The 13279-nt window shown below is 62.8% G+C and carries 12 protein-coding genes; 10 read left to right on the top strand and 2 right to left on the bottom strand.

The window, feature by feature from the left end; genetic code table 11:
* Positions 1 to 104: 104 nt before the first annotated feature.
* The 10 genes from DKB71_RS22525 to DKB71_RS22480 all read left to right on the top strand — a co-directional run bounded on the left by DKB71_RS22525 (position 105) and on the right by DKB71_RS22480 (position 11429).
* Entirely contained in the window at positions 105 to 1625 is a 1521-nt protein-coding gene (locus tag DKB71_RS22525; protein ID WP_274074723.1) for an aldehyde dehydrogenase family protein, read from the top strand.
* Positions 1626 to 1885: 260 nt separating this feature from the next.
* Positions 1886 to 1957 carry a pyrroloquinoline quinone precursor peptide PqqA gene (gene pqqA / locus DKB71_RS22520; RefSeq protein ID WP_003253598.1) on the top strand — a complete coding sequence of 24 codons (72 nt, stop codon included), beginning with the start codon at positions 1886 to 1888 and terminating at the stop codon, positions 1955 to 1957.
* A gap of 55 nt (positions 1958 to 2012) precedes the next feature.
* Positions 2013 to 2927, top strand: a complete 915-nt coding sequence (pqqB, locus tag DKB71_RS22515) for a pyrroloquinoline quinone biosynthesis protein PqqB (RefSeq protein WP_323628680.1) — start codon at positions 2013 to 2015, stop codon at positions 2925 to 2927.
* Between the two features lie 121 nt (positions 2928 to 3048).
* Positions 3049 to 3801, top strand: a complete 753-nt coding sequence (gene pqqC / locus DKB71_RS22510) for a pyrroloquinoline-quinone synthase PqqC (protein ID WP_408597525.1) — start codon at positions 3049 to 3051, stop codon at positions 3799 to 3801.
* A complete protein-coding gene (pqqD, locus tag DKB71_RS22505; RefSeq protein WP_408597523.1) occupies positions 3798 to 4070 on the top strand; it encodes a pyrroloquinoline quinone biosynthesis peptide chaperone PqqD in 273 nt (90 codons plus the stop codon). Before pqqC ends, pqqD begins: the two co-directional genes overlap by 4 nt.
* The gene (gene pqqE, locus DKB71_RS22500; protein WP_408597521.1) at positions 4048 to 5226 is read left to right on the top strand and encodes a pyrroloquinoline quinone biosynthesis protein PqqE; all 1179 of its coding nucleotides are present in this window, start codon (positions 4048 to 4050) and stop codon (positions 5224 to 5226) included. The genes pqqD and pqqE overlap by 23 nt, the downstream gene beginning before the upstream one ends.
* An 84-nt stretch (positions 5227 to 5310) precedes the next feature.
* Entirely contained in the window at positions 5311 to 6474 is a 1164-nt protein-coding gene (gene ercA, locus DKB71_RS22495) for an alcohol dehydrogenase-like regulatory protein ErcA (RefSeq protein WP_274074728.1), read from the top strand.
* Positions 6458 to 8194, top strand: coding sequence for a NahK/ErcS family hybrid sensor histidine kinase/response regulator (locus DKB71_RS22490; RefSeq protein ID WP_323628683.1), 1737 nt, complete (start codon positions 6458 to 6460; stop codon positions 8192 to 8194). The genes ercA and DKB71_RS22490 overlap by 17 nt, the downstream gene beginning before the upstream one ends.
* A gap of 140 nt (positions 8195 to 8334) precedes the next feature.
* Positions 8335 to 10374: an FAD-dependent oxidoreductase gene (locus DKB71_RS22485; RefSeq protein WP_408597518.1), complete on the top strand. Its 2040-nt coding sequence runs from the start codon at positions 8335 to 8337 to the stop codon at positions 10372 to 10374.
* Between the two features lie 131 nt (positions 10375 to 10505).
* The gene (locus DKB71_RS22480; protein ID WP_408597516.1) at positions 10506 to 11429 is read left to right on the top strand and encodes a 1-aminocyclopropane-1-carboxylate deaminase/D-cysteine desulfhydrase; all 924 of its coding nucleotides are present in this window, start codon (positions 10506 to 10508) and stop codon (positions 11427 to 11429) included.
* A 118-nt stretch (positions 11430 to 11547) separates the two neighbouring features.
* Here the strand turns inward: DKB71_RS22480 and DKB71_RS22475 are convergent, their stop codons facing one another.
* Both DKB71_RS22475 and phnX read right to left on the bottom strand, forming a co-directional pair.
* Positions 11548 to 12114 (bottom strand): cytochrome b, encoded by a 567-nt coding sequence (locus DKB71_RS22475; RefSeq protein ID WP_274074731.1) that lies wholly within the window; start codon positions 12112 to 12114, stop codon positions 11548 to 11550.
* A gap of 210 nt (positions 12115 to 12324) precedes the next feature.
* Positions 12325 to 13152 carry a phosphonoacetaldehyde hydrolase gene (gene phnX / locus DKB71_RS22470; RefSeq protein WP_408597514.1) on the bottom strand — a complete coding sequence of 276 codons (828 nt, stop codon included), beginning with the start codon at positions 13150 to 13152 and terminating at the stop codon, positions 12325 to 12327.
* Between the last annotated feature and the right edge of the window lie 127 nt (positions 13153 to 13279).

Here is a 13279-nt window from a genome sequence, read left to right as displayed (position 1 = left end):
AGAGCTCCTCCTGCCAACGATGCATTCGTCTGGCGTGCGGGGCTCACTAGTATCGGTGCATCGCCTGTCGGTACGACAGGCATCGACCCAGACAGAGGCCCACCATGATCTACGCCCAACCCGGAACACCTGGCGCCGTCGTGACGTTCAAGCCACGCTACGGCAACTTCATCGGTGGCGAATTCGTCGCGCCGGTCAATGGCGAGTACTTCACCAACACCTCGCCGGTCAACGGTGAGGTGATCGCCGAATTCCCGCGCTCCAGCGCCGCCGACATCGACAAGGCCCTGGACGCCGCCCATGCCGCCGCCGATGCCTGGGGCAAGACCTCGGCCCAGGACCGCTCCCTGGTGCTGTTGAAAATCGCCGACCGCATCGAGCAGAACCTGGAAATCCTCGCCGTCACCGAAACCTGGGACAACGGCAAGGCCGTGCGCGAAACCCTCAACGCCGACGTGCCCCTGGCGGCCGACCATTTCCGTTACTTCGCCGGCTGCATCCGCGCCCAGGAAGGCGGCGCCGCCGAGATCAACGAACTGACCACCGCCTATCACTTCCACGAACCCCTGGGCGTGGTGGGGCAGATCATTCCGTGGAACTTCCCGCTGCTGATGGCTGCCTGGAAACTCGCGCCAGCATTGGCTGCAGGCAACTGCATCGTGCTCAAGCCCGCAGAACAAACGCCGCTGTCGATCATGGTCTTCGCCGAACTGATCGCCGACCTGCTGCCTGCCGGCGTGCTGAACATCGTCCAGGGATTCGGTCGCGAAGCCGGGGAGGCCCTCGCCACCAGCAAGCGCATCGCCAAGATCGCCTTCACCGGCTCGACCCCGGTGGGCGCGCACATCATGCATTGCGCCGCCGAGAACATCATTCCGAGCACCGTTGAGCTGGGCGGCAAGTCGCCGAACATCTTCTTCGAAGACATCATGAACGCGGAACCTGCGTTCATCGAAAAAGCCGCCGAAGGCCTGGTGCTGGCGTTCTTCAACCAGGGCGAAGTGTGCACCTGTCCGTCCCGGGCCCTGGTGCAGGAGTCGATCTACGAACCCTTCATGGCCGAAGTCATGAAGAAGATCGTCAAGATCAAGCGCGGCAACCCGCTGGACACCGAGACCATGGTCGGCGCCCAGGCTTCCGAACAGCAATACGACAAGATCCTCTCGTACCTGGCCATCGCCCAGGAGGAGGGCGCCGAACTGCTCACCGGCGGCGCGGCCGAGCGTCTGGAGGGCGACCTGTCCAGCGGCTATTACATCCAGCCGACGCTGCTCAAGGGCCACAACAAGATGCGCGTGTTCCAGGAAGAAATCTTCGGGCCGGTGGTGGGCGTCACCACCTTCAAGGACGAAGCCGAGGCACTGGCCATCGCCAACGACAGCGAGTTCGGCCTCGGTGCCGGCCTCTGGACCCGCGACATCAACCGCGCCTACCGCATGGGCCGGGCGATCAAGGCCGGGCGCGTGTGGACCAACTGCTACCACCTGTACCCGGCGCATGCGGCGTTCGGCGGCTACAAGAAGTCCGGTGTCGGCCGGGAGAACCACAAGATGATGCTCGACCATTACCAGCAGACCAAGAACCTGCTGGTGAGCTACGACATCAATCCGTTGGGGTTCTTCTGATCCCTTGAATTCACCGCGAAACAAAATGTGGGAGCGGGCTTGCTCGCGAAAGCGGAGTTTCAGTCAACCAGTTTTTGATTGTGACGCCGCCTTTGCGAGCACGCCCGCTCCCACATGGGTATGTGGGGTATTGGAAATTTGTGTCACCCCCCCCTACCAAATCACCCCCAAACCTCCTTCGAAAGTAGCATTCGACCCCCCGGCCCACCGTGCATTAATGGCTCTACCGGAATCGCCCGGCACAAGAAGAGGAATGACCCATGTGGACTAAACCCGCGTTTACCGATCTGCGCATTGGCTTCGAAGTGACGATGTATTTCGCCAACCGTTGATTGATCACCCGGCCAGCCGTGGCGTTGGCCGGGCCTGCCTTCTGGAGCATTGCCCATGCACATCCGCGTTCTCGGTTCCGCCGCCGGCGGTGGTTTCCCGCAGTGGAACTGCAACTGCCGCCAGTGCGCCGGTGTGCGCAATGGCAGTATGCGGGCCCAGCGTCGCACGCAGTCGTCGATCGCCCTGAGCGACAACGGTGTGGACTGGGTGCTGTGCAATGCTTCACCGGACATCCGCGCACAACTCGACAGTTTTGCGCCGCTGCAGCCGGCGCGTCGCCTGCGCGACAGCGCCATCGCCGGCGTGGTGCTGCTGGACAGCCAGATCGATCACTGCACCGGGCTGCTGAGCCTGCGTGAAGGCTGCCCGCATGACGTGTGGTGCACCGAGCGGGTTCATCAGGACCTGAGCAGCGGCTTCCCGTTGTTCACCATGCTCGGTCACTGGAACGGCGGCTTGCAGTGGCAACCGGTCGGACTGGACCGCGAGCCCTTCCAGATCGCGGCCTGCCCACAGTTGCAGTTTCGCGCGATTCCATTGGTCAGTAACGCGCCGCCGTATTCACCCAATCGCGGCAACCCGCAACCGGGCGACACCATCGGTTTGTTCATCGAAGACCCGCTTAGCGGCGCCTCGCTGTTCTACGCGCCGGGCCTTGGGCAGATCGACGATGAGGTGCTGGCCTGGATGCAGCGCGCCGATTGCCTGTTGCTCGACGGCACCCTGTGGCGCGACGACGAGATGCGTATTTGCGAAGTCGGGCAGAACCTGGGCAGCGAAATGGGCCACTTGGCGCAAAGCGGGCCCGGCGGCATGCTGGAAGTGCTGGAGGGTTTCCCCGGCCAGCGCAAGGTGCTGATCCACATCAACAACACCAATCCGATCCTCGATGAAGACTCGGCCGAGCGGGCCCTGCTGGAGCGGCGGGGGATTGAAGTGGCTTATGACGGCATGAGCATTGTGTTGTAGCTAATGGCCCCTTCGCGAGCAAGCCCGCTCCCACAGGGTTCTGCGGTGTACTCAAAGCCTGTAGGAGCGGGCTTGCCCGCGAAGGCGTCAGTTCAGACACCGCCAAATCCGGAGACCGGCAATGACCGACACCCCCATGACCCCCAGCGAATTCGAGCAGGCCCTGCGCGCCAAGGGCGCCTGCTACCACATCCATCACCCCTTCCACCAAGCCATGTACGCCGGCCACGCCAGCCGCGCACAGATCCAGGGCTGGGTCGCCAATCGCTTCTACTACCAGCTCAACATCCCGCTCAAGGACGCGGCGATCCTGGCCAACTGCCCGGACCGCGAAGTGCGCCGGGAATGGCTGCAACGGATCATCGATCATGACGGTACGCCTGGCAGCGAGGGCGGTATCGAAGCCTGGCTGCGCCTGGGCGAGGCGGTGGGACTCGACCGCGAGCAGATCCTCTCCCAGGAACTGGTGCTCCCCGGCGTACGTTTCGCCGTGGATGCCTACGTCAATTTCGCCCGGCGTGCCTGCTGGCAGGAAGCGGCCAGCAGCTCGTTGACCGAGCTGTTCGCGCCGCAGATCCATCAGTCGCGACTCGATGCCTGGCCGACCCATTACCCATGGATCGACCCCGCCGGCTACGACTACTTCCGCACGCGCCTGAGCCAGGCCCGACGGGATGTCGAACACGGCTTGCGCATCACCCTGGCCCACTACGTCACCCTCGAGGCCCAGCAACGCATGCTGCAGATTCTGCAATTCAAGCTCGACGTGCTGTGGAGCATGCTCGACGCCATGAGCATGGCCTATGAGCTGGAGCGCCCGCCGTATCACACGGTGACAACCGAGCGCGTCTGGCATCGGGGGATCGCGCTGTGAGCCTGGTCAAACGCGCGCATTCACCGACGCTGCGCCCGGGTTTTCGCTTGCAGTGGGAGCCGCGTCAGGACTGCCATGTGCTGCTGTACCCAGAAGGCATGATCAAGCTCAATGCCAGTGCCGGGCAGATTCTCGATCTGCTGGACGGTCAGCGCAGTGTGGCGGCGATCATTGATTTACTCTCCGCGAGTTTCCCCGGTGTGCCGGGAATCGACGAGGATGTGCTGGCGTTTCTGGAGGTGGCCCGTGCTCAGTTCTGGATCGAATGAGACGCGTCCGGGGCCACCGCTGTGGCTGTTGGCGGAGCTGACTTATCGTTGTCCGCTGCAATGCCCGTACTGCTCCAACCCATTGGACTTTGCCAAATCAGGTGAAGAGTTGAGTACCGAAGAATGGATTCGCGTGTTCCGTGAGGCGCGCGAAATGGGCGCCGCGCAACTGGGTTTTTCCGGTGGTGAGCCATTGGTGCGCCAGGACTTGGCGGAGTTGATCAAAGCTGCACGAGACATGGGCTACTACACCAACCTGATCACCTCGGGCATCGGCCTGACCGAGCAGAAGGTGCGCGACTTCAAGGTCGCCGGGCTCGATCACATCCAGATCAGTTTCCAGGCCGCCGACGAAGCGGTGAACAACATGCTCGCCGGCTCGCGCAAGGCCTTCGCGCAGAAGCTGGCGATGGCCCGGGCGGTGAAAGCCCAGGGTTATCCGATGGTGCTGAACTTCGTCACCCATCGGCACAACATCGATGACATCGCCAGGATCATTGATCTGTGCCTGGAGCTGGAAGCGGATTTCGTCGAATTGGCCACCTGCCAGTTCTATGGCTGGGCCGAGCTCAACCGCGTCGGCCTGTTGCCGACCCGGGAGCAACTGCAACGGGCCGAGCGCATCACCAATGAATATCGCGAGCGTCTTGAGGCCCAGGGGCATCCCTGCAAGCTGATTTTCGTCACCCCCGATTACTACGAAGAACGTCCCAAGACTTGCATGAACGGCTGGGCCAACCTGTTTCTCGACATCACCCCGGACGGCACGGCGCTGCCTTGCCACAGCGCCCGGCAATTGCCGGTGCAGTTTCCCAACGTGCGCGAGCACAGCATCGAGCACATCTGGAACCAATCCTTGGGTTTCAACCGTTTTCGTGGCGATGACTGGATGAAGGAGCCGTGTCGTTCCTGCGATGAAAAACACAAGGACCTGGGGGGCTGCCGCTGCCAGGCGTTCATGCTCACCGGCGACGCGGCCAATGCCGACCCTGTGTGCAGCAAGTCGCCTCACCATGGCGTCATCATCAAGGCTCGCGAGGAAGCAGAAGCGCCGGGGCAGGGCATGGAACACCTGACGTTGCGCAATGCGAAGGCTTCGCAGCTGATCTACCGCGGTGACCCCGGCAACACAATTCCAATGTGGGACCTGTGGTGAACCCAGCCATTGGTCTGATTGCATTCGCAGCCGGATGCGTTAGTGTGGGCCTTACCTTCCAAAACAATAAAAACAGGCTTTCCAATGAGCCAGAGTCTCAGCCAGCTGCGTAAATTCGTTTCGCCTGAAATCATCTTCGGTGCCGGTTGCCGGCACAACGTCGGCAACTACGCCAAGACCTTTGGCGCGCGCAAGGTGCTGGTGGTCAGCGACCCGGGGGTGATTGCCGCCGGATGGGTGGCGGATGTCGAAGCCAGCCTGCAAGCCCTGGGCATCGAATACTGCCTGTACAGCGGCGTCTCGCCCAACCCGCGAGTGGAAGAGGTGATGCTCGGTGCCGAGCTGTACCGGGAAAACCACTGCGATGTGATCGTCGCCGTCGGCGGCGGCAGCCCGATGGATTGCGGCAAGGGCATCGGCATTGTCGTCGCCCATGGTCGCAGCATCCTCGAGTTCGAAGGCGTGGACACCATCCGCGTGCCCAGCCCGCCGCTGATCCTGATTCCGACCACCGCCGGCACCTCGGCCGACGTCTCGCAATTCGTGATCATTTCCAATCAGCAGGAACGCATGAAGTTCTCCATCGTCAGCAAGGCGGTGGTGCCGGACGTGTCGCTGATCGACCCGGAAACCACCCTGAGCATGGACCCGTTCCTGTCGGCCTGTACCGGCATCGACGCGCTGGTGCATGCCATCGAAGCCTTCGTGTCGACCGGGCACGGGCCGCTGACCGATCCCCATGCGCTGGAAGCCATGCGCCTGATCAACGGCAACCTGGTGCAGATGATCGCCAACCCAACGGACATCGCCCTGCGTGAGAAAATCATGCTCGGCAGCATGCAGGCCGGGCTGGCGTTCTCCAACGCGATCCTTGGCGCGGTGCATGCCATGTCCCACAGCCTCGGCGGCTTTCTCGACCTGCCCCATGGCCTGTGCAACGCGGTGCTGGTGGAGCACGTGGTGGCGTTCAACTACGACTCGGCGCCGGACCGTTTCAAGGTCATCGCCGAGACGTTCGGCATCGACTGCCGGGGCCTCAATCACCGGCAGATCTGCGGGCGCCTGGTCGAGCACCTGATCGCTCTCAAGCATGCGATCGGTTTCCACGAAACCCTCGGGCTGCATGGGGTCAGGACTTCGGACATTCCATTCCTGTCGCAACACGCCATGGATGACCCGTGCATCCTCACCAACCCGCGCGAATCCAGTCAGCGTGATGTCGAGGTCGTCTATGGCGAAGCCCTCTGACGAGCAACAACGGGCGCTGGCCGGATTACTCGGATTAGGCAGTCATTCGGCGCGCAAGAGCCATTACCCGGAACTGGCCGCGCGCCTCGACGAACTGGAAGCCGAGCGCAACCGCTACAAATGGTTGTTCGAAAACGCGGTCCACGGGATTTTCCAGGCCAGCCTGCACGACGGCATGCGCGCCGCCAACCCGGCCCTGGCGCGCATGCTTGGTTATCAGGACCCGCAGGAGGTGCTGTTCTCCCTGGCGGACCTGGCGAGCAACCTGTTTGTCGGTGGTGCCCAGGAGCTGGAAGACATCGGCGAAATTCTCACCCACCAGGGCAGCCTGCACGGCTATGAAACCCAGTTGCGGCGCAAGGACGGCAGCCATCTCGACGTGCTGATGAACCTGCTGCTCAAGCCCGACCAGGAAGGGCTGGTGGAAGGTTTCGTCGCCGACATCACCGAACGCAAGCTTGCCCAGGAACGCCTGCAGCAACTCAACGACCAACTGGAACAGCGCGTGACCGCGCGCACCGACGAACTGCTGGAAGCCAACCGCAACCTGCAACAACAGATCACCCAGCGTAAACAGATCGCCGAAGCCCTGCGCGATGCCCGGGACGCCGCGCAGGCCGCCAACCGCAGCAAGGACAAATACCTCGCTGCGGCGAGTCATGACCTGCTGCAACCGCTCAACGCCGCGCGGTTGCTGATCTCGACCTTGCGTGAGCGCAAGCTGCCCGAGGTCGAGCAGGTGCTGGTCGAGCGTACCCATCAGGCGCTGGAAGGCGCCGAGGACCTGCTCACCGACTTGCTGGACATCTCCCGCCTCGATCAAGCGGCGGTCAAGCCGGATGTCGCGCTGTATCGCCTCGACGAATTGCTCGGGCCACTGGTCTCGGAGTTCCAGTCCGTGGCCCAGGCCGCCGGCTTGCGGTTGCGCGTGCACATGGGCGATTACGCCATTCGCACCGACTTGCGCCTGATGACCCGGATCCTGCGCAACTTCCTCAGTAACGCCTGTCGCTACACCGACGAAGGCAGCATCCTGCTGGGGGCCCGTTGCCGGGGCGACAAGCTGCGCCTGGAAGTGTGGGACACCGGACGCGGCATTCCCGCCGATCGCCTGGACTCCATCTTCCTCGAATTCAATCAGCTGGACGTGGGCCGCGCCGCCGACCGCAAGGGCGTGGGGCTGGGGCTGGCGATCGTCGAGCGCATTGCGAAAATCCTCGACTACCGCATCCAGGTGCACTCGCTTCCGGGCCGCGGATCGATGTTCAGCATCGAGGTACCGATATCCCGCGAGGTGCCTTTGCCCATCAGCCTCGCGGCGCCGCAACCGGGCACGGGTAATCCGCTGCCGGGCCGGCGATTGCTGGTGCTGGACAATGAAGTGAGCATCCTCGAAAGCATGAGTGCGTTGCTCGGGCAGTGGGGCTGCGACGTGGTCACCGCCACCGATGAACACTCGGCGCTGGCGGCCCTGGCGGGGCGGGCGCCGGAACTGATCCTGGCGGACTATCACCTTGACCACGGCGTGGTGGGCTGTGATGTGGTCAGGCATTTGCGCGAGCATTACCGCCAGGCCATTCCTGCCGTGATCATCACCGCGGATCGTACGGACCAGTGCCGGCGCTCGTTGCAACGGCTCGAAGCGCCGCTGCTGAACAAACCGGTGAAACCCGGCAAGTTGCGCGCCGTGCTGAGCCAGTTGCTGGGAGCACCGGCTTGAGCGTCGCTGCACATTTCGATCATCAAGTTGTCAGTTTCGGTCATTGAGCCGCAGCTGCGCGGCTCTTAGTCTGTCGAACATGACTGACGGGGGCCGTAGAGCTTCCGCTTTTCCCGTGATCGCTCGCTGTGGAGTTACCGATGACCGCCGCCCATTACCCGCACCTGTTGGCCCCGCTGGACCTGGGATTCACCACGTTGCGCAACCGCACCCTGATGGGGTCGATGCACACCGGCCTCGAGGAAAAGCCCGGCGGTTTCGAGCGCATGGCGGCGTACTTCGCCGAGCGTGCCCGTGGCGGAGTCGGCCTGATGGTCACCGGCGGTATCGGCCCGAACGACGAGGGTGGTGTGTATTCCGGCGCGGCCAAGCTGACCACCGAGGAAGAAGCGCTCAAGCACCGCATCGTCACCCGCGCGGTGCACGAGGCGGGCGGCAAGATCTGCATGCAGATCCTCCACGCCGGTCGTTATGCCTACAGCCCGAAACAGGTTGCGCCGAGCGCGATCCAGGCGCCGATCAACCCGTTCAAGCCCAAGGAACTGGACGAGGAAGGCATCGAGAAGCAGATCCGCGATTTCGTCACCTGCTCGACCCTGGCCCAGCAGGCCGAGTACGACGGCGTCGAGATCATGGGTTCCGAAGGTTATTTCATTAACCAGTTCCTCGCCGCCCACACCAACCACCGCACCGACCGCTGGGGCGGCAGCTACGAAAACCGCATGCGTCTGCCGGTGGAAATCGTGCGTCGCGTGCGTGAGGCGGTTGGCCCGAACTTCATCATCATTTTCCGCCTGTCGATGCTCGACTTGGTCGAGGGCGGCAGCACCTGGGACGAAATCGTGCTGCTGGCCAAGGCCATCGAGCAGGCCGGTGCGACGATCATCAACACCGGCATCGGCTGGCACGAAGCGCGAATCCCGACCATCGCCACCAAGGTGCCGCGCGCGGCCTTCAGCAAGGTCACGGCCAAACTGCGCGGCTCGGTGAACATTCCGCTGATCACCACCAACCGCATCAACACCCCGGAAGTCGCCGAGCAGATCCTTGCCGAGGGCGATGCCGACATGGTCTCCATGGCGCGGCCGTTCCTCGCCGACCCGGACTTCGTCAACAAGGCCGCCGAGGGCCGCGCCGATGAAATCAATACCTGCATCGGCTGCAACCAGGCCTGCCTGGACCACACCTTCGGCGGCAAGTTGACCAGCTGCCTGGTCAACCCGCGCGCCTGCCACGAAACCGAACTCAACTATGTGCCGGTGCAGCAGATCAAGAAAATCGCCGTGGTCGGTGCCGGACCTGCCGGCTTGTCCGCCGCCACCGTGGCGGCCGAGCGTGGCCATGCGGTGACGCTGTTCGATTCGGCCAGCGAAATCGGCGGCCAGTTCAACGTGGCCAAGCGGGTGCCGGGCAAGGAAGAGTTCTTCGAGACCCTGCGTTACTTCGGTCGCAAGCTGCAGACCACTAACGTCGAGGTGTGCCTGAACACCCGCGTCGATGTGGCGAAACTGGTCGAGGGCGGCTACGACGAGATCATCCTGGCGACCGGTATTGCGCCGCGCTTGCCGGCGATTCCGGGGGTGGAAAATGCCAAGGTGCTGAGCTACCTGGACGTGCTGCTCGAGCGCAAACCGGTGGGCAAGCGAGTCGCGGTGATCGGCGCTGGCGGTATCGGCTTCGACGTCTCGGAATTCCTGGTTCACCAGGGCCAGGCCACCAGCCTGAACCGCGATGAATTCTGGAAGGAGTGGGGCATCGACACGCACCTGGAAGCCCGCGGCGGTGTCGCCGGCATCAAGGCGGCGCCCCATGCACCGGCCCGCGAAGTGTTCCTGCTGCAACGCAAGAAGTCCAAAGTCGGCGACGGCCTGGGCAAGACCACCGGCTGGATCCACCGCACCGGTCTGAAGAACAAGCAGGTGCAGATGCTCAACAGCGTCGAATACCTGAAGATCGACGACGAAGGCCTGCACATTCGCATCGGCGAAACCGGTGAACCGCAGGTGCTGCCCGTGGACAACATTGTGATCTGCGCCGGGCAGGACCCGCTGCGCGAGTTGCAGGAAGGCCTGGTGGCGGCGGGGCAGAACGTGCATCTGATCGGCGGCGCGGATGTCGCGGCGGAGCTGGATGCCAAGCGGGCGATCAATCAGGGTTCGCGACTGGCTGCCGAACTGTAGGAGCTGCCGAAGGCTGCGATCTTTTGATCTTGCTTTTAAAAATCAAAAGATCGCAGCCTCGTTCACTCGACAGCTCCTACAGGGTTTTTTATCGGCTGGTAGAATGGGGTTTTTCAGGTCGCCCAGCGCTGATGATTGTTCCTTCCGACTGGCTACCCCAAGCCCCACTCGATCGCCTCCACCTTGATTGGCTCACCACCGCCAACATCGAACTCGCCATCCTGCGCCTGGACCAGATCGACCCGCTGATCAGCGGCAACAAATGGTTCAAGCTCACCGAACACCTCAAAGCCGCTGACCAGGCAGGCGCCAAGGGCATCATCAGCCTCGGCGGCGCCCATTCCAATCACCTGCATGCCCTGGCCGCTGCCGGCAAGCGATTCGGTTTCGCCACGGTCGGCCTGTTGCGCGGGCACCCTCAGCAAACTCCGACGGTGAACGATTTGCAGGCGTTCGGCATGCACCTGCACTGGCTCGGTTTTGCCGGCTATCGGGCGCGGCATGAGGCGGGTTTCTGGGAGCCATGGCAGGCGCAGTATCCCGACTTACTGGCGGTGCCTGAAGGCGGCGGCGGGTTGCCGGGTGCACAGGGCTGCCTGCCGCTCAAGGCATTGGCCTGCCGGCAACTGAATGACCTGGGCTGGAACGACTACGACGGTTGGTGGCTGGCCTGCGGCACCGGCACGACCCTGGCTGGCCTGGTCATGGCCGAAGCGGGCGAGCACTCGGTCTACGGTGCGCTGGCGGTGCCGGACGATCATGGGGTGGCACAGCAGGTCGAGCGCATCCTGGCGCAGGCGGGGGTGAGTGATCCGTCTTACGAACTGTTCGACGCCAGCCGCGGTGGTTTTGCCAAGGTCGATTCGCTATTGCTTGAATTCATCGAGCAGACCGAACAGGCCAGCGGCATTCCACTGGAACCGCTGTACACCGGCAAGGCGTTGCTGGCGCTGAAACAGCAGGTAGAGGCAGGCAAGTTTGCCCCAGGCACGCGGCTGATCTTTATCCACACCGGTGGTTTGCAGGGCCGCCGGGGTTTCAGCTCCAAAACCTGAAAAGCACCGCAATCCATTGTGGGAGCGGGCTTGCTCGCGAAGGCGGTGCATCAGTCGCATCATTGATTGACTGACACACTGCCTTCGCGAGCAAGCCCGCTGCCACATTTGATATGCGTCAGCTTCCGGTATTGCTGTTGACCCGCTTGGGCATCATTCGCAGCAGGGTGTTGTCGCCCACCACATAGTGGTGATACAGCCCGGCGACGGCGTGCAGGCCGATCAGCCAGTAACCGAGGGTGCCACCGAGTTCGTGCCAGCCCTGGATCTGCTTGGCCAGGTCCTTGTTTTGCGCGACCAGCAGGGGCAGGTCGAAGCCGTAGAACATCACCTGGTTACCTTTGGCGCTGGTGACCAGCCAGCCCAGGATCGGCATGGCGATCATGAAGAGGTACAGCGCCCAGTGCATCAATTTGGCCAGCAGCGTTTGCCACTTGGGTGACGCCGGAAAGATCTGCGGTGCCGGGCCAAGGCTGCGGGCGAACAGGCGTAGCCAGACCAGCACGAAGACGGTCAGGCCGAGCATGAAGTGCGATTCGACGATCAGTGTTCGACCACCGCTGCCCTTGGGAAACAGGCCGCGCAGTTCGATACAGGCGTAAACCAGCGCCAGCAGGACCAGCATCAACCAATGCAGTGCGATCGAGACGGTGCTGTAGCGCGAGTCGGAGTTTTTCCACGGCATACGGTGTTCCTCACAGGTCCGGTTTGAAGCCACCCGTTCTTGATCGACGGTGTGCTTTAACTGTAATCCTGTTTCACCGGGTTTGCTTGAAGGCTCTCTGACGCTGAATGCCTTGTAGGAGCTGCCGCAGGCTGCGATCTTTTGATCTTGAAAACAAGATCAAAAGATCGCAGCCTGCGGCAGCTCCTACAGAGGGCGATACGCGTTTGGTCAGTTGGTTTGCGGCATTTCGCCCTTGGCCAGGCGCTTGTTGATGTCGGCAATCACTTCAGGCAAATCGCTGATGGTGTCGATCATGTAGTGCGGGCGCGAGCCTTCGAACAGGGCGTGGATGCGCTTGCGCTCGCTGGCCAGTTCATCGCTGCCCAGGGCGCGATAGCCTTCATAGTCCAGGCCCAGCGCGTTGCCCGAGCAGATCAGCGCGACGGTCCACATGCCGGCACGACGGCCTTCGAGGATGCCCGGCACGGTGTCGTCGATCTTCACGCACGCGGCGACGTCGTCGATGCCCAGCGCGATCACGTTAGCCAATGCCTGGGCGGGCCATGGGCGGCCGTTCGGCACTTCGTCGGTGGCGACCACGTGGTCGGCCACGTAGCCGTTGGTGGCGGCCAGTTCGACGACCTTGTCCATGACCTGTTTCGGATAACCGGAGCAGGAACCGATCTTGATCCCCTGTTCACGCAAGCCGGCAATGGTGTCCAGGGCGCCGGGAATCAGCGCCGAGTGTTCGGCGATTTTCTCGATCTGCAGGGGCATGAAACGCTGGTAGATGGCGGTGACGTCATCGTCGGTCGGCGTACGGCCGAACACCTTGCGATAGCGCTCGGCGACTTGCGGCTGGTCGCACAGGGTGCGGATGTGGTCCCACTTGCCCATGCCCATCGGGCCACGGGCCTCTTCGATGGAGACCTGGACGTCGAACTCGGCGAAAGCCTCGACGAAAATCTGCGTCGGCGCGAACGAGCCGAAGTCGACCACGGTGCCGGCCCAGTCGAGGATGGCGGCCTGCAGTTTGGTTGGGTTGGTGTAGTTCATGGTGATCAGATCCTGTGGCAACTGGCTAATGATGGGTTGCTTTTTGTGGGAGCGGGCTTGCTCGCGAATACGGTCTGACAATCAGCAATGATGTCGACTGACACTCCGCTTTCGCGAGCAAGCCCGC

The organism is Pseudomonas sp. PLMAX (assembly GCF_046042685.1).
In the GTDB taxonomy this organism is placed as follows: Bacteria; Pseudomonadota; Gammaproteobacteria; order Pseudomonadales; family Pseudomonadaceae; genus Aquipseudomonas; species Aquipseudomonas putida_AE.
The sequence above is the reverse complement of the archived record's forward strand: the minus strand, read 5'-3'. Positions and strand labels throughout refer to the sequence as shown.

Bases quoted from the DNA above. Each gene is read 5' to 3' on its own strand.
- DKB71_RS22485 (WP_408597518.1), top strand. From the start codon at position 8,335: ATGACCGCCGCCCATTACCCGCACCTGTTGGCCCCGCTGGACCTGGGA.
- phnX (WP_408597514.1), bottom strand. From the start codon at position 13,152: ATGAACTACACCAACCCAACCAAACTGCAGGCCGCCATCCTCGACTGG.
- DKB71_RS22475 (WP_274074731.1), bottom strand. From the start codon at position 12,114: ATGCCGTGGAAAAACTCCGACTCGCGCTACAGCACCGTCTCGATCGCA.
- pqqB (WP_323628680.1), top strand. From the start codon at position 2,013: ATGCACATCCGCGTTCTCGGTTCCGCCGCCGGCGGTGGTTTCCCGCAG.
- DKB71_RS22525 (WP_274074723.1), top strand. From the start codon at position 105: ATGATCTACGCCCAACCCGGAACACCTGGCGCCGTCGTGACGTTCAAG.
- DKB71_RS22480 (WP_408597516.1), top strand. From the start codon at position 10,506: ATGATTGTTCCTTCCGACTGGCTACCCCAAGCCCCACTCGATCGCCTC.
- pqqC (WP_408597525.1), top strand. From the start codon at position 3,049: ATGACCGACACCCCCATGACCCCCAGCGAATTCGAGCAGGCCCTGCGC.
- DKB71_RS22490 (WP_323628683.1), top strand. From the start codon at position 6,458: ATGGCGAAGCCCTCTGACGAGCAACAACGGGCGCTGGCCGGATTACTC.
- ercA (WP_274074728.1), top strand. From the start codon at position 5,311: ATGAGCCAGAGTCTCAGCCAGCTGCGTAAATTCGTTTCGCCTGAAATC.